Here is a 20,939-nt window from a genome sequence, read left to right as displayed (position 1 = left end):
ACTGATAGCATTCATGTGAAGTGTTAAGTTTTGTTGCCTCATTTTGGCAAGTTACAGGGGACCAATCTTGATCTCAATGGGGTCTTTGTTCAATCGCCAGTCTGCTCCGCTGCTGGGAATCGACATCAGCTCCTCCAGTGTCAAGCTGGTGGAGTTGGGGCGCGATAAGGCAGGTAGTCTGGTCCTAGAGCGTTGCGCGATCGAGCCGCTGGAGCGAGGCTGGATCACCGATGGCAACATCGAAAAATTTGACGAAGTGGCGGACGCATTGCGTCGCCTAGTCAAAAAGAGCGGCACCCGAACCAAAAACGTGGCGCTGGCATTGCCCCCCTCCGCTGTGATCACCAAGAAGATTACGCTGCCGGGTGGAATGACGGAGCAGGAGCTTGAGGTTCAGGTCGAATCCGAAGCCAATCAGTACATCCCGTTTTCGCTCGACGAGGTGAGCTTGGATTTCTGCGTTATTGGTCCGAGTAAAAACGCGCCGGGGGACGTTGACGTTCTGATTGCTGCGTCTCGGCGCGAAAAAGTCCAGGACCGACAAGGCTTGGCGGAGGCCGCCGGGTTAAAGCCTGTGGTGGTCGATATTGAATCCCATGCATCACGACTGGCTGCAGGGCGTCTCATTGAAGCGCTGCCGAATAAAGGCGTTGATGCGATGGTGGCGCTTTTCGAGGTTGGAGCCTTGACGACCAGTATGCAGGTGATTCGGAACGAAGAGGTTCTGTACGACCGCGACCAAGCCTTCGGCGGCGCCCAGCTGACCCAACTGATTGTTCGGCAATATGGTTTCTCCGTGGAAGAAGCCGAAAGTAAAAAGCGCAGCGGTGATTTGCCGGAAGACTATCAATCAGCGGTCCTTCGTCCTTTTGTCGACAGCATGGCTCAAGAGATTGGCCGAGCCCTCCAATTCTTCTTCACCAGCACGCCCCACAACCGTGTGGACCACATCATGCTGGCTGGCGGCTCGGCCCCACTGCCAGGGCTAACCGAGGCTGTCACGCAGCAAACCGGCTTTGCGTGCAGCGCTGTCAATCCATTTGACGGTATGGAAATCGGAAGTTCCGTGCGACTGAAAAAAATGGTGCGTGAAGCACCGTCGTACCTGACCTCGTGCGGTCTTGCTATGCGGAGGTTTCTGCAGTGATTCTTATCAATCTTTTGCCTCACCGCGAGGAGGCGCGTAAACGCCGCAAGGAAGCCTTTCAGGCGACGATGTTTGCGTCGTTGTTATTAGGTCTCGCCATTGCTGGAGCCATTTATTGGTGGTTCCAGATCATGATTACGGATCAGCAAAATCAGAATGCCTTTCTTCAGCGGGAGATCAAGGTGTTGGAGAGCCAGATCAAGGAAATTGCGTCTATTGAAGACGAAATTGCGTCTTTACGTGCGCGCCAGAAGGCCGTAGAGGACCTCCAGTCTGATAGAAATCTGCCCGTTCACTTGCTTACTGAGCTTGTAAAGCAACTGCCTGACGGGGTATATATCACTGCGATCAGGCAATCTGGACAAGCGATTACGATGTTGGGGATGGCTCAATCCAATGAGCGTGTTTCGGAGCTATTGCGCAATTTGGCAGGTAACACTCCGTGGCTGACGAAACCTGAGCTGGTGGAAATTACTGCCAGTACAGTAGCCCTAAGTCAGCGGGATCAACGCCGTGTTTCCTCCTTCAATTTGAGGTTTCAATTGGTGCGCGCCAGCGATGCCCAAAAAACCATAGCGGCTGCAAATGCTGCAGCGTCTTCGCCTGGAGGCAAGTAACATGGCGAAAGTAAAAGAAAAAGCGATAAGTTTTGCTGAGCGGATGGAGTTGGTTCAGCGACAATTTAAGAACTTAGATACTAAAGATCCGTCGGTTTGGCCGATTTTACCAAAGGTAATTCTGTGTGCCTTTATTGCTGGGGCCGTTGCTGCTATATCGTGGTTCGCATTTTTGCAGGATTATGAAGTGCAGTTGGAAACGGAGCGCACCAAAGAACTCGCGTTGCGCACGGATTATCAAAAAAAACTGGTAAAGGCCGTCAGCTTGGATGCGTTGAAAAAGCAGCGAGAGCAAATTCAGCAGTATGTCATCCAGCTGGAAAAACAACTTCCCAGCAAGGCTGAAATGGCAGCACTGCTTTCTGATATCAATCAATCTGGCTTGGGGCGGAGTCTGCAGTTTGAGCTCTTCCGGCCAGGGCAGGTGGTCGCTCGAGATTATTACGCAGAGTTGCCCATTTCCATTCGGGTAACTGGAAAATATCACGATATTGGGGCCTTTGCGTCTGATATTGCACACCTGTCACGTATTGTGACGATTAATAATATGACGATTACCCCCGGGGCTCGCGATGGGTTAGCTATGGATGCGACTGCGCGCACCTTTAGATATTTGGATCCTGAAGAAATTCAGGCACAGAAGAAAGCAGGGGGGGGCAAGTGATGAAAGCTCATGCTGGGCTACTTTTGGTTGGCTGGTCCCTTATTCTTGTTGGTTGCGGGCCTTCAGGTGAGGATGAGTTAAGAGTTTGGATGGCTGAACAGCGAGCTAGCACTAAGCCGAGTGTGCAACCTTTGACTGAGCCCAAAAAATTTATTCCTGAGCCATACACTCAAGAGGGTGCAATAGAGCCTTTCAATCAAGTCAAATTGACTCAGGCATTAAAGCGTGACTCAAATCAAGTGGCCTCAAATGCGGCCCTGATTGCACCGGAAATGGCTCGTCGTAAAGAGCCGTTGGAAGCTTTTCCACTGGATTCAATGGCTATGGTGGGGAGTTTGAACAAGTCTGGAACGCCGACAGCTTTGGTAAAGGTTGATAATTTAATTTACCAAGTAAAGGTTGGAAGCTATCTCGGCCAGAATTACGGAAGGGTGATTCGAATTACTGAGAGTTCAATTCAGTTGCGCGAGATAGCACAGGATGCAACTGGGGATTGGATAGAGCGTTCTGCATCGCTTGATCTGCAAGAGGGGAAAAAATGAAACAAAATAGTGGCAAACTTCTGAATTACTGCCGTAGCGCTGCTGTTGGCATTTCAGTCCTTTTGATCTCCTTTGGTGCTCTCGCTCAAGGTGCTATCAGCGCTGTCTCTTCTAGCGTCCAGAGCGGGGTTGAGACGCTCAAAATTGACTTCACAGACCCTGTTGCAACACCCCCAACGGGATTTGCGACGCAATCTCCCGCCCGCATTGCACTTGATTTTCAAGGGGTTGTTAATTCTGCTGGAAAATCAGTATTTGAAGCAAATTTGGGGAATTTGAAGTCTGTCAATATTGTTCAAGCGGGAGATCGATCTCGTGTTGTCTTGAACTTGAAGTCACCCACGTCGTACAGAACTGATCTGCAGGGCAAAACATTGTTCTTATTTTTAGAACCTGTTTCGAGTGCTTCTGCGTCGAATGCGCAGCCAGCGGCCTTTTCTGAAAGCCAAAACGCAGATGTTCTGCCATTGAAAGATATCGATTTCCGTCGTGGTGCAGACGGGGCGGGAAGGGTGATTGTTAATCTCGCAAGCAATCAGGTTGGCGTTGACTTGCAGCAGCAATCAAAAGGAATCGTTGTGGATTTCATGAAATCTTCTATTCCGGAGGGGCTTCGGCGCCGTTTGGATGTTACCGACTTTGGTACGCCGGTCCAAACTGTGACTGCCACTCAAAATGGTGAGCGAGTGAGGATGCTTATTGAATCCAATGGGGATTGGGAGCACAGTGCCTATCAAAGCGATAATCAATTTGTGGTTGAAATTCGCCAGAAAAAAATTGATCTAAGCAAGCTAACTCAAGGGCCTGGTTACTCCGGTGAAAAGCTTTCTTTGAATTTTCAGAATATCGAAGTGAGATCTTTGCTTCAGGTTATTGCTGATTTTACAAACTTTAATATAGTTACTTCCGATACGGTGACTGGGGCACTGACGTTACGGCTTAAGGATGTTCCTTGGGATCAAGCTCTTCAAATCATTATGGATGCAAAGGGCTTGGGAATGCGCAAGACTGGATCGGTTCTATGGATCGCTCCGAAAGATGAAATAGATGCGCGTACCAAAAAGGATTTCGAAGCGGCTCAAGCCATTCAGAAGTTAGAGCCTCTCAAGACCCAAGCTTTTCAGCTTAACTATGCCAAGTCCGCAGATATCGTCACACAACTTACTGCAACGTCTGGCTCGACAGCAGGGAGTACTGCCACTCGCTTCCTGTCGGAGCGTGGAAGCGCGATTTCAGAACCACGTACTAACCAGATATTCGTGACGGATACTGCTGCGAAGCTCGAAGAGGTTCGACTTTTGTTGGCAAGCCTTGACGTTGCTGTGCGTCAAGTGCTGATTGAGGCACGGATTGTTGAGGCTCGTGATACGTTTGGCAGATCGCTGGGCGTTCGTTTGGGAGCAACGGACTTGCGAGCCAATAGAGGTGGGGACGGTGGATATGGCATTGGAGGTGATAACCGTGTTGCCTTTGGCACGTCTTACAGCAATGCTGTGGCGTCTAGTGGTGCCGGTGGAACGACCAGTACCAGCGGCAATTTTGTGAACTTACCTGCTAGTCTTTCGAATGTGAGCAGCGTTGGTAGCTTTGCGCTATCCATATTTAACTCTGCGGCGAACCGATTTTTGACTCTGGAGCTCTCTGCGATGGAGGCTGATGGTAAAGGGCGCATTGTTTCCAGTCCACGTATCATTACGGCAGATCAGACCAAAGCGCTTATTGAGCAAGGTACAGAATATCCATACGCTGTTACGGCACCCAACGGAGCGACTACTCTGGCCTTCAAAAAGGCTGTGCTGAAACTTGAAGTCACGCCGCAAATTACTCCCGAGGGTAATATCATCTTAGATCTCGATGTCAACAAGGACAGTCGAGGCGAGACTACCACTCAGGGAGTCGCCATTGACACTAAACATGTGAAAACTCAAATTCTCATAGAAAATGGCGGTACAGTGGTTATTGGTGGTATTTTTGAAATGGAAGAGACCAATCAAGAAAATAAAATACCAGTGCTTGGGGATGTCCCTGTTCTGGGTAATTTATTCAAGAATAGAACAAAAGAATCTACCAAGCGGGAAATGCTGATTTTTATTAGTCCTAAGGTAATCAACGAACGCACTGCGAATCGGTAAATTTAGTATATAGTTGAGGATGGCCAATGTTAAAATATTTTAAATTCATACCCGCTGCATTGACTGTGGCTTTGGCTGCTTGCGGTGGCGGCGGCGGCAGTTCAGGTGAAACTCAAGAAGCCTACACTATCACTGTACGGGCCGAAAAGAGTCAATTGCCTTTAAATGTTGCCGGTATAAGGCCTGGTATTGGCGTGTATAGTCCATATACAACAACGGTGTATGTTGATGCTCGTAAGGGTAGTTTCCCGATTCCAGGTGGCGAAGATATATTTGGTTGTAATATTTCGGGTGGTTTGGATACTGGGTCGTTATATTACTTGGATGGCAAAGCGGAGCACGAAACCGAAGTTGATGACGGTAACGGTGGTAAAGTTAAGGTGCCAAATGCTTACCGGAGTATCACACTAGGCTCTAATTCTGGGGGCAATTCGTTTCACTTTCATTCAGCTGACCAAGCTGGTACTGCGCGCATTGTCTGTTCCGTAACAGATCCACGGGATAAACAGCAAAAGTTCGCGAGCGTGGATATTAGTGTTGGCGGAGCAACGGGTAAACCTGCCAGCGTCCGCTTAGAAGCTTCGATACCAGGCTACTTGGGCGTAAAGAACAACGTCAATGGTCTGCTGTCTCAAATGGCGATTCAGGCATTTGTGCTCGATGACGCCAATCAGCCTGCGTCAGGCGTTACGGGTGGTAGCGTCCAAGTTCGTCTTCTTTCAGGTACTGAAGCTGCACAAGGCGCGCGTCTGGTGGCTGGATCCCAGAGCGGCAGTGTGCTGCAGCTGCCATCCATCGGTGGCGTCGCCACGTTCTCCTTGCTTAGTGGGAGCGAAACTGGTCAGATCTTTTTGGAGCTTTCTGCGGATCGGTCGGACAACAACGTGACCAACGGCATCTCCGATCCCATGACCGCAATCATTCCAATCTCTGTCTTGGAAGCAGTGACGGCACCGCCGGTTTTTGCCGACGTTGATCTGGGTGACGTGACCAAGGGTGTGCAGTTCACATCGCTTCTTTCCGTAACGGGTGGTTTGCCTCCTTACTCATGGTCTGCGACCGGCTTGCCTTCGGGCCTGACGGTGGATTCTGCTACCGGCATGATTGGCGGCAAGGTGGCCCAAGATGCTGAAGAGCGCGTGTATCGCGCAACGATTACAGTGACTGACAAGAATAAGAAATCTGCATCGGGATCTGTAACTTTGAAGGTGGTCGGTGGTTTGTCGGAAGATTTTGCGATCGGGGGCTGCAACTCAAACACGGTGTGTGTGTTGCCTGGCGCGACGACTGGCAACAAGTACTCGTACTCTTTTGTCTCTTCGACAACGGGAGTGAGCTATCAGTTTGTGGCCCTGCCAACATGGCTCACTGGTGCTACAAGTGGTACTGCAGGCGTTCTGACAGGAACCCCAGTAACAGGCGATTGTGGCACCAGCGAATTTATCGTTACTGCCACGAAGGGTGCTTCTTCGGTGACCCGGAGGCTCAGTATCACCGTTACTCAAGGTACGGTAGCCTGTGTAGCAGCTCCTTGATGAATGATCTCGAGGGTGTGTAAAGGTCCCTCGGTTGGTATTCCATAGCTTAAAATCCCCGGCGCGCCCGGGGATTTTTATTTTGCTTTTTGTACTCGAGTCAAGCTTGCCTGCTAGAGTGCTTTAGTCAGGCGGTACTTTAGGCCGTGGAAGTGTTCGCCGTTCGTTATGAAGCCTATTTAACGGCAGTCAGTTAGCGGTCATGATATTTTGCATGGTAATTCTAAGTATTAGTAGGCAAAAATTGAACGTTGAATGTGCCTTTCGTAAGGCGGGCCATATCTAGATCGCGTCGTTGTTATTTTTTGGCAGTCATGTCCTCTATTATTAAATCATCGACGAAAATATTCAGCGAAGTGCCCATATCACTGGGCGAGCGCAGTTATCGTATCCTGATCGGTGCCAATCTCTTGGCTGATGGCGGCGTATGGGAGGGGGTTCCAGAAAGCCACCACGCAGTAATCGTCAGTAATTCGACAGTAGCGCCTCTATACAGCGATGTACTGCGCAATGCGATTTCGAGTCGCTACGCGCAGGTTCATGAAGTGCGATTACCTGACGGCGAGGAGTTCAAGAACTGGCAGACACTTCAAACCATCTTTGATGTGCTGCTTCAAAAGGGCTGCGATCGCAAGACCATCCTTTATGCGCTTGGTGGTGGCGTTGTGGGTGACATGACGGGCTTTGCTGCAGCATGTTACATGCGGGGCATACCATTTGTACAGGTGCCAACGACGCTGCTCTCCCAAGTTGATTCCTCTGTCGGAGGCAAGACCGGTATCAATCATCCATTGGGTAAAAATATGGTGGGTGCGTTCTATCAACCACAGCGAGTCGTGTGCGATCTCAGTGTTTTAACCACGCTACCGCAGCGAGAGTTCAGTGCGGGTTTAGCCGAGGTGATTAAGTACGGCCCTATCGCGGACATGCAGTTCTTTACTTGGCTGGAAGACAACATTGAAGCGGTGATGGCGCAACACCCTGAGGCCTTGGCGCATGCGGTGTGCCGTAGTTGCGAAATCAAGGCCGAGGTGGTTGGGCTAGACGAGCGTGAGTCTGGTTTACGAGCGATTTTAAACTTTGGCCATACCTTTGGTCATGCTATTGAGGCGGGTCTGGGCTATGGCATATGGTTACACGGCGAGGGAGTGGGCGCCGGCATGGTAATGGCTGCCGAACTGTCGTGCCGGCTCGGATTGGTGGACGAGATTTTTGTTAAGCGGTTGATGTCGATAATCGATAGAGCGGGGTTGTCTGTTAAGGGGCCTATTTTGGATAGTAAAGACAACGCGGGTCGTTATCTTCAGCTCATGAGGGGTGACAAGAAATCTGAGGCTGGCGAGATCCGTTTTGTGTTGATAGAAAGTCCTGGCAAAGCGGTGGTCCGTTCCGCGCCTGACCGGTTGGTGCGTGAAGTAATTGATGCATGTTGCCGCTGAGGCGCATCTGTTGAAGTGTCTCTTTTGATCGTTATTTGGGCTGTCTGCTAAGTACGAGCGACTGCTTTGACAGCAACATCTGGTTTTTCTATATTTGGCTGCCATCCTGACACGACGAGAGGCCGGCGCTACCCCGAAAATCCGGCACCTACCCGGACCGAATACCAGCGCGACCGCGACCGAATCGTCCATTCCACGGCATTCCGACGGCTTGTCTACAAGACACAAGTCTTCCTCAACCACGAGGGGGATCTATTTCGTACCCGGCTAACTCATTCGTTAGAAGTCGCGCAACTCGGGCGATCCATCGCACGGTCGCTACAGATTAACGAAGACTTGGTTGAGGCCATCTCTTTAGCCCACGACTTGGGACATACCCCGTTCGGGCATGCAGGGCAGGACGCCTTGAATGGCTGCATGGCCGACTTTGGAGGCTTTGAACACAACTTGCAGAGCTTGCGAGTGGTGGACAAGCTGGAAGAACGATACCCGTTGTATGACGGACTCAATCTCACATTCGAGACCCGAGAAGGGATTCTCAAACACTGCTCGCGCACTCATGCTTTACAGTTGGAGAGTGAGGAGCCCAATGGTGTCGGTGCTCGCTTCCTGCGCAATGAGCGGCCGAGCCTGGAGGCGCAGTTGTGCAACTTGGCTGATGAGATTGCGTACAACGCGCACGATATTGATGACGGCGTGCGCTCTGGGTTGATTACTCTGACGCAGCTGCAAGAAGTACCCTTGTTTGATGCGTACCGTTCGGCAGCTCAGATGGAGCATCCCGACCTCTCCACCCCATCAATGCAGCGCCGCTTGTTGTACGAGGCGATACGGAGGATGCTGAGTGCGCAGGTGTACGACGTCATTGACACCACAAAAGCCGCGCTGCACGAGCATGCACCAGCCCATCCCGATGAGGTGCGGAAGCTCCCAGTTCTGGTGAGCTTCAGTGGTGAGATGCGCGAGCGCTCTACCGTACTCAAGCGGTTCCTCTTCAAGCATCTGTACCGGCATCCCCGGGTCATGGAGACTACGGGCCACGCTCAGGAAATCGTACGAGAGTTGTTCGAGGAATACATGGCTCAGCCTCAAGAAATGAAAGCAGCGTTTGCCGCACGGGCCTTGGAGGGTGATAGGCATGAACGAGCGCGGACGGTTGCTGACTTTATTGCTGGGATGACGGACCGCTTTGCGGTGCGGGAGCATGAGCGCCTGACAGGGCGCCGACTGCTGCAGGAATAGCGCCCGGTTCCGGGGTGGAGCGAGATGCGTTGATTTTGGGGTGGTTCGTCGCTGGTGTAGCGCGACTTCAGGCTGGGGTAGACGTGGCCGCCTGAAGCGTGTTTGCTGTGTGGGCTTGCGCATCTATTCTTTTTCTCCACTGCCCTCCCGCCGATGTGAGCGTGCACTGAGGAGTCCATGAGGCTTCCAGATTGGACCGCCGCTATCGCTAGATCTGCCAACAACTCACACCGATAAAATCCCGCCTCTATCCCTGCGCTTCTGCGCGCACCCATGACATCTTCCTCCACCAACGCCGCTAAGGCGCCCCCCCATTTTGTGTCCACTGATATCTACGTCCAGGACACTGTCCGGTGGTTGGAGCGGGCCGTCATTGGATTGAATCTCTGTCCATTTGCCAAGTCGGTGCATGTCAAAGGGCAAATTCACTATGTGGTGAGCTTGGCCACGACCGGGGAGGATGTGCTGGAGGTGTTGCGCGAAGAACTTCAGGCGCTCGCAAAAACACCCGCAGAAGTCAGGGACACCACCTTGCTGGTGATGCCGCATTGCCTGCAGGATTTTCTGGATTTCAACGACTTTCTTGGTGACGTGGAGGACGTGGTGCACGTTCTCGGGTTGGCGGGCACGCTGCAGGTCGCAAGCTTTCACCCGCAGTTTCAGTTCGCCGGCACAGATGCGGACGACGTGACTAATTGCACCAATCGCGCTCCATACCCTACGCTGCACTTGTTGCGCGAGGCCAGCATTGATCGGGCGGTGTCGGTCTTTCCCGAGGCGGAAACCATCTTTGAGCGCAACATGGAAGTACTTGAAGAGATGGGCATGGCCGGTTGGCTGGCGTTGGACGTGGGCCCTCATGACAAAGGCGGTGCGAACATGGCCGCCACTGCCGCCAGCGATGAAAATCCGCCAGCACAAGGCACCGGTTTATGAATAAAAAGAACCTATCTGCAGTGACGACCGACAAGCGAATTCGCGATGCGGGAAAATCCAAGAACGAGAGTGCTGAGCTGCAGGAACTGCGCCCTGGCCAATCGGTAGAGCTGCTCAAGGAGCTGCACATCCTCACGCGGGATGGCCGTCTCAATCAGGACTCACGCCGCAAGCTCAAGCAGGTGTACCACCTGTTCAACTTCATCGAGCCCCTGCTCACGGAGCTGTCCGCCCAAGGCGGTGGGCCCACGTTGGCGGACCACGGCGCGGGCAAGTCCTATCTGGGTTTCATCCTGTACGACCTGTACTTCAAGGCTCTGGGCCACGGGCGTATCTACGGGGTGGAGACCCGGGCGGAACTGGTAGAGAAGTCGCGGGTGCTCGCGCAGCGCCTTCATTTTGAGCGGATGTCGTTTCTCAATCTATCCGTGGCCGAGTCTGCGGAGGCCCGTGAGTTGCCCGACCAGATCGATGTGGTCACCGCCTTGCATGCTTGCGACACCGCCACTGACGACGCGATTGCCTTCGGGCTGCAAAAAAAGGCCCGGGCCATGGTTCTGGTGCCCTGTTGCCAAGCGGAGATGGCAGCCTGCCTGCGCCAAGGCAAGGCCTTGCAGTTGGCGCGCACGCCCCTGGCGGAACTGTGGCGTCACCCCTTGCACACCCGCGAACTCGGCAGCCAGGTGACCAATGTGCTGCGCTGCCTGTACCTGGAGGCCAATGGCTACCAGGTCACTGTGACCGAGCTGGTGGGATGGGAGCACAGCATGAAGAATGAACTCATCATCGCGCGCTACACCGGACAGAAAAAACGCAGCGCGGCCGAGCGGTTGCGGGCGCTTCTCGGCGAATTTGGCCTGGAACACGCCATGGGGGCGCGGTTTGGCATTGGTGTGGTGGCAGACCCAGTGGAGAACTTGGCTACGCATTGACGCGTACCCAAAAGGCGCGCAAGGGCAGGCCAGAATCAAGCATGCGCCTCGCTATCTTCGTGGCGGATGATGGGCGTCGCCAGCTTGCATCGATGAGAAATAGGGGACAGGTCTATGATCGTAACTCCCATATTCCTGATCAAGACCCATGGCCCGTTTGCCACGCCTGACCCTGCCGGGTCATTTGCACCATGTCATCCTGCGGGGCAACAACCGCCAGCCGATCTTCCACGGAGTGGAAGATTTCGACGCGCTGCTGGCGCTGTTGATGGACAACGCGCAGAAATATGCCGTGGCCGTCCATGCCTATGTGCTGATGGACAACCACTTTCACCTGCTGGTTACGCCAGCCTCACAAGACGGACTGCCCCAGATGATGCAGGCAGTGGGGCGCCGGTATGTGCAGTACTTCAACCGCCGACATGCCCGCACAGGTACTTTGTGGGAGGGGCGCTACCGTTCCACGGTATTGCAGCCGGAACGGTATTTGCTGGCGTGCATGGTGTACCTGGACCTCAACCCTGTGCGGGCCGGATTGGTGCAGCAGCCCGCTGACTACGCCTGGTCCAGCCATGCACATTGGTTGGGCTTGCGCAACGACCGGTGGTTGACGCCCCATGCCCTGTATTGGGCTTTGGGCAACACCCCGTTTGCGCGCGAGGCCGCCTATGCCGCACTGGTTCAGGCGGGCCTGGGGGCGTCGGTGCAAACGGCTTTGACCGACTCGGCGCTCAGCGGTTGGGCTTTGGGCGATACCGAGTTTCTTGCGGGCCTGCAACAGCAGACCCTGCGCCGCGTGACTCGAGGAATGCCTGGCAGGCCTCGAATGGCAAAAAATCATGCGAAAACCGACGGAGGCGCATGAAATTATTGGCCTCATTGCTATTAATTTTAATATGTCCCCAATAATATGCTTGTGTGAGTTCTGGTTTGTTTAATTGGAATCTGACCCCAATTAAATTGCTTGCCAAAATATGCTGCAATGCACTAACCTCGGCTCCCCTGCGAAAAATATAGGAGTGCGCCATGACCACGGCTGCCGAGATCCAGCATCTGCAACAACACGGTTTGTATTCATCGGGTAACGAACACGACGCCTGCGGCCTCGGTTTTGTGGCCCACATCAAGGGCATCAAGCGCCACGACATCGTGACGCAGGCTCTGAAGATTCTGGAAAACATCGACCACCGTGGCGCGGTGGGTGCCGACCCGCTGATGGGCGACGGCGCCGGCATCCTGATCCAGATCCCTGACGCGCTGTACCGCGAAGAGATGGCCAAGCAAGGCGTGACCTTGCCTGCGGCCGGCGAATACGGCGTGGGCATGATCTTCCTGCCCAAGGAGCATGCCTCGCGCCTGGCTTGCGAGCAGGAGATGGAGCGCGCCATCAAGGCCGAAGGCCAGGTACTGCTGGGCTGGCGCGATGTGCCGGTGAATGTGGATATGCCCATGTCCCCCACAGTGCGCAAGAAGGAGCCCATCCTGCGCCAGGTGTTCATCGGCCGTGGCAATGACGTGATCGTGCAGGACGCGCTGGAGCGCAAGCTGTACGTGATCCGCAAGACGGCCAGCGCCAACATCCAGGCGCTCAAGCTCAAGCACAGCAAGGAATACTACGTTCCGTCCATGTCCAGCCGCACCGTGGTCTACAAGGGCCTGCTGCTGGCCGACCAGGTGGGCGTGTACTACAAAGACCTGTCGGATGAGCGCTGCGTCTCGGCCATCGGCCTGGTGCACCAGCGCTTCTCCACCAACACCTTCCCCGAGTGGCCGCTGGCCCACCCGTACCGCTATGTGGCGCACAACGGCGAAATCAACACCGTCAAGGGCAACTACAACTGGATGAAGGCCCGCGAAGGCGTGATGGCATCGCCCGTGCTGGCTGCTGACCTGCAAAAGCTCTACCCCATCAGCTTTGCCGACCAGTCCGATACCGCCACGTTCGACAACTGCCTCGAACTGCTGACCATGGCCGGCTACCCCATCAGCCAGGCCGTGATGATGATGATCCCAGAGCCCTGGGAGCAGCACACCACCATGGACGAGCGCCGCCGCGCCTTCTATGAATACCACGCCGCCATGCTGGAGCCTTGGGACGGTCCCGCTTCCATCGTGTTCACCGACGGCCGCCAGATCGGCGCCACGCTGGACCGCAACGGCCTGCGCCCCTCGCGCTACTGCATCACCGACGACGATCTGGTCATCATGGGCTCCGAGTCGGGCGTGCTGCCCGTGCCCGAGAACAAGATCGTGCGCAAGTGGCGCCTGCAGCCCGGCAAGATGTTCCTGATCGACCTGGAACAAGGCCGCATGATCGACGACGACGAGCTGAAAGCCAACATCGTCAACACCAAGCCCTACAAGCAGTGGATCGAAAACCTGCGGATCAAGCTGGACAGCATCGAGACGGGCGAAGCCGCCGCGGTCCCTGTGGCTGCCGGCCTGCCGTTGCTGGATCGCCAGCAGGCCTTTGGTTACACCCAGGAAGACATCAAGTTCCTGATGGCGCCCATGGCCAAAAACGGCGAAGAAGGCATCGGCTCCATGGGCAACGACAGCCCGCTGGCCGTGCTGTCGGGCAAGAACAAGCCGCTGTACAACTACTTCAAGCAGCTGTTCGCCCAGGTGACCAACCCGCCGATCGACCCGATCCGCGAGGCCATCGTGATGTCGCTGAACAGCTTCATCGGCCCCAAGCCCAACCTGCTGGACATCAACCAGGTCAACCCACCGATGCGGCTCGAAGTGAGCCAGCCCGTGCTCGACTTTGCCGACATGGCCAAGCTGCGCGACATCGAGAAGTACACGCAAGGCAAGTTCAAGAGCGCCACCATCGACATCACCTACCCGCTGAGCTGGGGCCGTGAGGGCGTGGAAGCCAAGCTGGCCTCGCTGTGCGCGCAGGCCGTTGATGCCATCAAGGGCGGTGCCAACATTCTCATCATCAGCGACCGTGCCGTGAGCGCCACGCAGGTGGCCATCCCCGCGCTGCTGGCGCTGTCGGCCATCCATCAGCACCTGGTGGGCGCAGGCCTGCGCACCACGGCCGGCCTGGTGGTCGAAACGGGTACCGCGCGCGAGGTGCACCACTTCGCCGTGCTGGCTGGCTACGGCGCCGAGGCTGTGCACCCCTACCTGGCCATGGAAACCCTGGCCGAAATGCACAAGGACCTGGGCGGCGACTTGTCGGCCGACAAGGCCATCTACAACTACGTCAAGGCCATCGGCAAGGGCCTGTCCAAGATCATGTCCAAGATGGGCGTGAGCACCTACATGAGCTACTGCGGCGCCCAGCTGTTCGAGGCCATCGGCCTGAACACGGAAACCGTGGGCAAGTACTTCACCGGCACCGCCAGCCGTGTGGAAGGCATCGGCGTGTTCGAGATCGCCGAAGAAGCCATCCGCATGCACAAGGCCGCGTTTGGCGACGACCCCGTGCTCGAAACCATGCTGGACGCCGGTGGCGAGTACGCCTGGCGCGCCCGTGGTGAAGACCACATGTGGACACCTGACGCGATTGCCAAGCTGCAGCACAGCACGCGCGCCAACAACTGGAACACGTACAAGGAATACGCCCAGATCATCAACGACCAGAGCAAGCGCCACATGACGCTGCGCGGCCTGTTCGAGTTCAAGATCGATCCGTCCAAGGCGATCTCGATTGATGAGGTCGAACCTGCCAAGGAAATCGTCAAGCGTTTCGCCACGGGCGCCATGTCGCTGGGCTCCATCTCCACCGAGGCGCACGCCACACTGGCGGTGGCCATGAACCGCATTGGCGGCAAGAGCAACACCGGTGAAGGTGGCGAGGACGCGGCACGCTACCGCAACGAACTCAAGGGCATCCCGATCAAGAAGGGCGATACCCTGAAGAGCGTGATCGGCGCCGAGAACGTCGAGGTCGATCTGCCCCTGCAGGACGGCGATTCGCTGCGCAGCCGCATCAAGCAGGTGGCGTCGGGCCGCTTCGGCGTGACGGCGGAGTACCTGTCGTCCGCCGATCAGATCCAGATCAAGATGGCCCAGGGGGCCAAGCCCGGCGAGGGCGGTCAGCTGCCTGGCGGCAAGGTGTCCAACTACATCGGCAAGCTGCGCCACAGCGTGCCGGGTGTGGGCCTGATTTCGCCACCGCCGCACCACGACATCTATTCGATCGAAGATCTGGCCCAGCTGATCCACGATCTGAAGAACGTTGCGCCGCATGCTGGCATCAGTGTCAAGCTGGTGTCTGAAGTGGGCGTGGGCACTATCGCGGCAGGCGTGGCCAAGTGCAAGAGCGACCACGTGGTGATCGCTGGGCACGACGGCGGCACGGGCGCTTCGCCCTGGTCGTCCATCAAGCACGCGGGCGGCCCATGGGAAATCGGCCTGGCCGAAACCCAGCAGACGCTGGTGCTGAACCGCCTGCGCGGCCGCATCCGTGTGCAGGCCGACGGCCAGATGAAGACCGGCCGCGACGTCGCCATCGGCGCACTGCTGGGTGCTGACGAGTTCGGCTTTGCCACGGCACCACTGGTGGTGGAAGGCTGCATCATGATGCGCAAATGCCACCTGAACACCTGCCCCGTGGGCGTGGCCACGCAGGACCCCGAGCTGCGCAAGAAGTTCTCTGGCAAGCCAGAGCATGTGGTGAACTACTTCTTCTTCATCGCCGAAGAAGTGCGCCAGATCATGGCCCAGCTGGGCATTCGCAAGTTTGACGACCTGATCGGCCGCACCGACCTGCTCGACATGCGCCAGGGCCTGGAACACTGGAAGGCACGCGGCCTGGACTTCAGCCGCCTGTTTGCCCAGCCGAACGTGCCCGCCGATGTGCCTCGCTTCCACGTGGACGTGCAGGATCACAACATCGAGCACACACTGGACCGCAAGCTCATCGAGCGCAGCAAGCCTGCCATCGAAAAGGGTGAGCGCGTGCAGTTCATCGAGGTGGCGCGCAACGTGAACCGCTCGGTCGGCGCGATGCTGTCCGGCGCGGTCACCCGTGTGCACCCCGAAGGCTTGCCTGACGACACCATCCGCATCCAGCTGGAAGGCACGGGCGGCCAGTCGTTCGGCGCGTTTCTGACGCGCGGCATCACGCTGTACCTGATCGGCGACGCCAACGACTACACGGGCAAGGGCCTGTCGGGTGGCCGTGTCATCGTGCGCCCCAGCATCGACTTCCGGGGTGAGGCGGTGCGCAACACCATTGTGGGTAACACCGTGATGTACGGCGCCACCACCGGTGAGGCTTTCTTCAGCGGCGTGGCCGGTGAACGCTTTGCGGTGCGTCTGTCGGGTGCCACGGCCGTCGTCGAAGGTACGGGCGACCATGGCTGCGAGTACATGACTGGCGGTACGGTGGTGGTGCTCGGCAAGACCGGCCGCAACTTTGCAGCAGGCATGAGCGGCGGCGTAGCGTATGTTTACGACGAAGACGGACAGTTCGACACGCGCTGCAACCTGTCGATGGTGACGCTGGAGCGCATCCTGCCCGCCACTGAGCAGGAAGCCACGGTCCCCCGCTCGATCTGGCACAACGGCCAGACGGATGAGGCCCAGCTCAAGAAGCTGCTGGAAGACCACAACCGCTGGACGGGCAGCAAGCGCGCGCGCGAGCTGCTGGACAACTGGGCCGCATCGCGCAGCAAGTTCGTCAAGGTCTTCCCGACCGAGTACAAGCGTGCGTTGGCTGAAATTTATGAACGAAAAGTGCTGGAGGAGTCCGCTACACCAGCGGTAGCTGCTACCAAAAAAGAAGTGGCCCCCGCCAAGTAAGGCGTCGCCACACCCTTCGCACAGCATTCATAGACAAGGACATCGTCATGGGAAAAACTACCGGCTTCATGGAATACGAGCGCATCGAAGAGGGCTACAAGCCCGTGCCCGAGCGCCTGAAGCATTACAAGGAATTTGTCGTCGGGCTCGATGAGAGCCAGGCCAAGGTGCAAGGCGCGCGCTGCATGGACTGCGGCACGCCGTTCTGCAACAACGGCTGCCCGGTGAACAACATCATTCCCGACTTCAACGACCTCGTGTACCACGCGGACTGGAAGAGCGCGATCGAGGTGCTGCACAGCACCAACAACTTCCCTGAGTTCACCGGCCGCATCTGCCCCGCACCTTGCGAGGCTGCCTGTGTGCTCAACGTGAACGACGATGCTGTGGGCATCAAGAGCATTGAGCACGCGATCATCGACCGCGCCTGGGCCGAAGGCTGGGTGCAGCCGCGCCCCGCCAAGCACCAGACGGGCAAGAAGGTGGCTGTGGTGGGCTCCGGCCCCGCAGGTCTGGCGGCTGCGCAGCAACTGGCCCGCGCTGGCCACAGCGTCACGCTGTTCGAGAAAAACGACCGTGTGGGCGGCCTGCTGCGCTACGGCATCCCCGACTTCAAGATGGAGAAGTCGCACATCGACCGCCGCGTGAAGCAGCTCGAAGCCGAAGGTGTGGTGATTCGCACCGGCGTATTCGTGGGCGCCGCGAAGGACGGCCTGGGCAAGGATTCCAAAGTCACCAACTGGGCCAAGGAAACCGTCACGCCCGAACAGCTGAACAAGGAGTTTGACGCCGTGCTGCTCACCGGTGGCGCCGAGCAGTCGCGCGACCTGCCTGTGCCAGGCCGTGAACTTGACGGTATTCACTTCGCCATGGAATTCCTGCCCCAGCAGAACAAGGTCAACGCGGGCGACAAGCTCAAGGGCCAGATCATGGCGACGGGCAAACATGTCATCGTGATCGGCGGCGGCGACACCGGCAGCGACTGCGTGGGTACCAGCAATCGCCATGGTGCAGCCAGCGTCACCCAGTTCGAGGTGATGCCCCAGCCCCCTGAAGTGGAAAACCGCCCCCTGACGTGGCCTTACTGGCCGCTCAAGCTGCGCACCAGCTCCAGCCACGAAGAAGGTTGCGTGCGTGAGTTCGCGATCTCCACCAAGGAGTTCACGGGCGAAAAGGGCAAGGTCAAGAGCCTGACTACGGTGCAGGTCGAGTTCAAGGACGGCAAGCTGGTCGAGATTCCTGGCACCGAAAAACACTACCAGGCCGATCTGGTGTTGCTGGCCATGGGTTTTGTGAGCCCGGTCGCGCCGGTGCTGGAGGCCTTCGGTGTCGAGAAGGATGCCCGAGGCAATGCCCGCGCCACCACGGACTTTGATGGCGGTTATGCCACCAACGTGCCCAAGGTGTTTGCGGCGGGCGATATCCGCCGGGGTCAGTCACTGGTGGTTTGGGCCATCCGTGAAGGCCGCCAGGCCGCGCGTGCGGTGGACGAGTTCCTGATGGGATATTCGGACCTGCCCCGCTGATCCTGCGGTTTCTCGCACCCTCCAAGCAACGGCGCCTTCGGGCGCCGTTTGTGTTGATGGGGCCTTTGACGGTGGGGCAATGGCCGGGCGTCAGCCTTCTGGACGCTTTGTTGGCACAATCAGGGGTTCTGTCAATCCGGGCTTGCCTCGGTCTCGCTCGGTCGGGATCGCTGGCGGTTGTGCTTTTTCTTTACAAACATACATGAATGTATGTTTGTGTCTTCGGCTACCATCTGCGCTCCATTTTCCGGGGGCGGATGTCGTTTTGGCAGGCCTCAGATCAGACATCCATTTCTTGCATGGCCGAGTCCACATTTCTTGCCGAGTTGCGCAACGTCACGTTTTCGTACGGTGACCGCGTGATCCTGCGCGACGTGACCCTGGCGGTGCCGCGCGGCAAGGTCACGGCGCTGATGGGCGCATCGGGCGGGGGCAAGACCACGGTGCTGCGTCTGCTTGGGGGGCAGCACAGGGCCCAGAGTGGCCAGGTGTTGGTCAACGGTCAGGAAGTGGGGCGCATGGACGTGCAGGCCTTGTACGCTGCGCGCCGGCGCATGGGCATGTTGTTCCAGTTCGGGGCGCTGTTCACCGACCTGAGCGTGTTTGAGAACGTGGCCTTTCCGCTGCGTGAGCACACCGATTTGTCCGAGGAACTGATCCGCGATGTGGTGCTGATGAAGCTGCATGCGGTGGGCCTGCGTGGTGCACGCGACCTGATGCCCGGCCAGATATCGGGTGGCATGGCGCGCCGCGTGGCGCTGGCCCGAGCGATCGTGCTGGACCCAGAACTGGTCATGTACGACGAACCCTTTGCGGGCCTGGACCCCATCTCGTTGGGCACGGCTGCGCAGTTGATCCGTCAGCTCAACGACGCCATGGGCCTCACCAGCATCGTGGTGTCGCATGACCTGGAGGAGACTTTCCGCTTGGCGGACCATGTGATCATCCTGGGCGAAGGCGTTGTGGCGGCGCAGGGCACGCCTGAGGAGGTCCTCGCCAGCCGTGACCCGCTGGTGCACCAGTTTGTCAACGCTCTACCGACTGGCCCGGTGCCGTTCCATTACCCCGGCCCGGCCGTTGCCGAGGATTTCGGACCTGCAGGAGGACGTGCGCTGTGAGTTGGTACAAGCCCTCCGACGTCGGTTTTGCTGTGCGCCACAAGCTGGCTGACATTGGCATGGGCGCGCGGTTGTTTGGGCGGCTGGTGCGGCTCCTGGGTGCGACCTTGACGCGGCCCTCGCTGGTGCGCGACCAGGTGCATTTCCTGGGCAACTATTCGCTGGCCATCATTGCCGTGTCGGGCCTGTTCGTGGGGTTTGTGCTGGGCTTGCAGGGCTACTACACGCTGCAGCGCTATGGCTCGTCAGAGGCCCTGGGCTTGCTGGTGGCACTGAGTCTTGTGCGCGAGCTGGGCCCCGTGGTCACGGCGCTGCTGTTTGCGGGCCGCGCAGGCACGTCGCTCACAGCAGAAATTGGCCTCATGCGCGCGGGGGAGCAGCTCAGCGCCATGGAGATGATGGCGGTGGACCCGGTGCAGCGCATCCTGGCGCCTCGCTTCTGGGCAGGGGTGATCACCATGCCCCTACTGGCGGCGGTGTTCAGTGCGGTGGGCATCATCGGCGGCTGGATCGTCGGGGTGCTCATGATCGGCATTGACCCCGGGGCGTTCTGGAGCCAGATGCAGGGCGGGGTGGATGTCTGGAAAGACCTGGGCAACGGCGTGCTCAAGAGTGTGGTCTTTGGCTTCACGGTAACTTTTGTGGCGCTGCTGCAGGGCTATGCAGCCAAACCCACCCCTGAGGGTGTGTCGCGCGCCACCACGCGCACCGTGGTCATGGCGTCTTTGGCGGTGCTGGCACTGGACTTCGTGCTCACCGCACTGATGTTCAGTATCTGACGCTGGCGGTGCTGGCAGTTCTAGGAATCAAACATATGCAACGCTCCAAAAACGATCTGTGGGTAGGGCTCTTCGTGATGCTGGGCGCGGTGGCACTGGTGTTTCTGGCGCTGCAGTCGGCCAACCTGCTGAGCCTTCAATTCCATTCGGGCTACCGTGTCACCGCCAAGTTTGACAACATCGGCGGTCTCAAGCCCCAGGCGGCGGTGCGCAGCGCTGGGGTGGTGGTGGGGCGCGTGGAGTCCATCACCTTTGACGACAAGACCTTCCAGGCGCGGGTCACGCTGGCCATGGAAGACCGCTACGCCTTCCCCAAGGACAGCTCCCTCAAGATCCTGACCAGCGGCCTGCTCGGCGAGCAGTACATCGGAATTGAGGCGGGTGCCGACGAAAAAAATCTGGCGGCGGGAGACACGATCACGTCTACCCAGTCGGCGGTGGTGCTTGAGAACCTTATCGGACAATTTCTTTACAGCAAAGCCGAAGACGGCGCAAAACCTGCAGGGACAGGTGGAAAAAAATGATGCATTCACTCCATACACTCCGTGCCCGCATTGATGACGGCAGGTT

General features: G+C 57.2%; 16 protein-coding genes. All 16 read left to right on the top strand.

Translation table 11 applies throughout. The features are described 5' to 3' along the window. Window positions 1-67: 67 nt before the first annotated feature. Window positions 68-1,147 (top strand): pilus assembly protein PilM, encoded by a 1,080-nt coding sequence (locus tag ATF69_RS03400; protein WP_015012658.1) that lies wholly within the window; start codon window positions 68-70, stop codon window positions 1,145-1,147. Further along, complete coding sequence (locus ATF69_RS03395; RefSeq protein WP_146869889.1) at window positions 1,144-1,764, top strand: PilN domain-containing protein; 621 nt, start codon at window positions 1,144-1,146, stop codon at window positions 1,762-1,764. The genes ATF69_RS03400 and ATF69_RS03395 overlap by 4 nt, the downstream gene beginning before the upstream one ends. Before the next feature lies 1 nt (window position 1,765). After that, window positions 1,766-2,428 (top strand): type IV pilus inner membrane component PilO, encoded by a 663-nt coding sequence (locus ATF69_RS03390; RefSeq protein ID WP_146869888.1) that lies wholly within the window; start codon window positions 1,766-1,768, stop codon window positions 2,426-2,428. Next, window positions 2,428-2,970, top strand: a complete 543-nt coding sequence (locus tag ATF69_RS03385; RefSeq protein ID WP_146869887.1) for a pilus assembly protein PilP — start codon at window positions 2,428-2,430, stop codon at window positions 2,968-2,970. Before ATF69_RS03390 ends, ATF69_RS03385 begins: the two co-directional genes overlap by 1 nt. After that, window positions 2,967-5,102: a type IV pilus secretin PilQ gene (locus ATF69_RS03380; RefSeq protein WP_146869886.1), complete on the top strand. Its 2,136-nt coding sequence runs from the start codon at window positions 2,967-2,969 to the stop codon at window positions 5,100-5,102. Before ATF69_RS03385 ends, ATF69_RS03380 begins: the two co-directional genes overlap by 4 nt. 26 nt (window positions 5,103-5,128) lie before the next feature. Then, window positions 5,129-6,637, top strand: coding sequence for a putative Ig domain-containing protein (locus ATF69_RS03375; protein WP_146869885.1), 1,509 nt, complete (start codon window positions 5,129-5,131; stop codon window positions 6,635-6,637). A 314-nt stretch (window positions 6,638-6,951) separates the two neighbouring features. Beyond that, entirely contained in the window at window positions 6,952-8,076 is a 1,125-nt protein-coding gene (gene aroB / locus ATF69_RS03370) for a 3-dehydroquinate synthase (protein WP_146869884.1), read from the top strand. A 66-nt stretch (window positions 8,077-8,142) separates the two neighbouring features. Further along, complete coding sequence (locus tag ATF69_RS03365; RefSeq protein WP_146869883.1) at window positions 8,143-9,318, top strand: deoxyguanosinetriphosphate triphosphohydrolase; 1,176 nt, start codon at window positions 8,143-8,145, stop codon at window positions 9,316-9,318. Window positions 9,319-9,591: 273 nt separating this feature from the next. Next, window positions 9,592-10,254, top strand: coding sequence for a DUF1415 domain-containing protein (locus ATF69_RS03360; RefSeq protein WP_146869882.1), 663 nt, complete (start codon window positions 9,592-9,594; stop codon window positions 10,252-10,254). Continuing rightward, window positions 10,251-11,186: a class I SAM-dependent methyltransferase gene (locus ATF69_RS03355; protein WP_167514329.1), complete on the top strand. Its 936-nt coding sequence runs from the start codon at window positions 10,251-10,253 to the stop codon at window positions 11,184-11,186. Before ATF69_RS03360 ends, ATF69_RS03355 begins: the two co-directional genes overlap by 4 nt. Before the next feature lie 148 nt (window positions 11,187-11,334). Continuing rightward, window positions 11,335-12,051 carry an REP-associated tyrosine transposase gene (locus ATF69_RS03350; RefSeq protein WP_146869881.1) on the top strand — a complete coding sequence of 239 codons (717 nt, stop codon included), beginning with the start codon at window positions 11,335-11,337 and terminating at the stop codon, window positions 12,049-12,051. A gap of 161 nt (window positions 12,052-12,212) precedes the next feature. After that, a complete protein-coding gene (locus ATF69_RS03345) occupies window positions 12,213-16,946 on the top strand; it encodes a glutamate synthase-related protein (RefSeq protein WP_146869880.1) in 4,734 nt (1,577 codons plus the stop codon). A gap of 47 nt (window positions 16,947-16,993) precedes the next feature. Then, on the top strand, window positions 16,994-18,472 hold the full coding sequence (locus tag ATF69_RS03340; RefSeq protein ID WP_056060207.1) for a glutamate synthase subunit beta: 1,479 nt from the start codon (window positions 16,994-16,996) through the stop codon (window positions 18,470-18,472). 299 nt (window positions 18,473-18,771) lie between these two features. Then, window positions 18,772-19,590: an ABC transporter ATP-binding protein gene (locus ATF69_RS03335; protein WP_146869879.1), complete on the top strand. Its 819-nt coding sequence runs from the start codon at window positions 18,772-18,774 to the stop codon at window positions 19,588-19,590. Further along, entirely contained in the window at window positions 19,587-20,369 is a 783-nt protein-coding gene (gene mlaE, locus ATF69_RS03330) for a lipid asymmetry maintenance ABC transporter permease subunit MlaE (RefSeq protein ID WP_146869878.1), read from the top strand. Before ATF69_RS03335 ends, mlaE begins: the two co-directional genes overlap by 4 nt. A gap of 35 nt (window positions 20,370-20,404) precedes the next feature. Then, window positions 20,405-20,893, top strand: a complete 489-nt coding sequence (mlaD, locus tag ATF69_RS03325) for an outer membrane lipid asymmetry maintenance protein MlaD (RefSeq protein ID WP_056060215.1) — start codon at window positions 20,405-20,407, stop codon at window positions 20,891-20,893. Window positions 20,894-20,939: the final 46 nt, after the last annotated feature.

It is taken from the genome of Acidovorax delafieldii (assembly GCF_007993815.1).
GTDB lineage: Bacteria > Pseudomonadota > Gammaproteobacteria > Burkholderiales > Burkholderiaceae_C > Acidovorax > Acidovorax delafieldii.
The sequence above is the reverse complement of the archived record's forward strand: the minus strand, read 5'-3'. Positions and strand labels throughout refer to the sequence as shown.

Excerpts from the sequence above, each read along its gene's own strand:
- mlaD (WP_056060215.1), top strand. The coding sequence starts at position 20,405 with ATGCAACGCTCCAAAAACGATCTGTGGGTAGGGCTCTTCGTGATGCTG.
- ATF69_RS03340 (WP_056060207.1), top strand. The coding sequence starts at position 16,994 with ATGGGAAAAACTACCGGCTTCATGGAATACGAGCGCATCGAAGAGGGC.
- ATF69_RS03335 (WP_146869879.1), top strand. The coding sequence starts at position 18,772 with ATGGCCGAGTCCACATTTCTTGCCGAGTTGCGCAACGTCACGTTTTCG.
- aroB (WP_146869884.1), top strand. The coding sequence starts at position 6,952 with ATGTCCTCTATTATTAAATCATCGACGAAAATATTCAGCGAAGTGCCC.
- ATF69_RS03350 (WP_146869881.1), top strand. The coding sequence starts at position 11,335 with ATGGCCCGTTTGCCACGCCTGACCCTGCCGGGTCATTTGCACCATGTC.
- ATF69_RS03390 (WP_146869888.1), top strand. The coding sequence starts at position 1,766 with ATGGCGAAAGTAAAAGAAAAAGCGATAAGTTTTGCTGAGCGGATGGAG.
- ATF69_RS03345 (WP_146869880.1), top strand. The coding sequence starts at position 12,213 with ATGACCACGGCTGCCGAGATCCAGCATCTGCAACAACACGGTTTGTAT.
- ATF69_RS03385 (WP_146869887.1), top strand. The coding sequence starts at position 2,428 with ATGAAAGCTCATGCTGGGCTACTTTTGGTTGGCTGGTCCCTTATTCTT.
- ATF69_RS03375 (WP_146869885.1), top strand. The coding sequence starts at position 5,129 with ATGTTAAAATATTTTAAATTCATACCCGCTGCATTGACTGTGGCTTTG.
- ATF69_RS03355 (WP_167514329.1), top strand. The coding sequence starts at position 10,251 with ATGAATAAAAAGAACCTATCTGCAGTGACGACCGACAAGCGAATTCGC.
- ATF69_RS03380 (WP_146869886.1), top strand. The coding sequence starts at position 2,967 with ATGAAACAAAATAGTGGCAAACTTCTGAATTACTGCCGTAGCGCTGCT.
- ATF69_RS03360 (WP_146869882.1), top strand. The coding sequence starts at position 9,592 with ATGACATCTTCCTCCACCAACGCCGCTAAGGCGCCCCCCCATTTTGTG.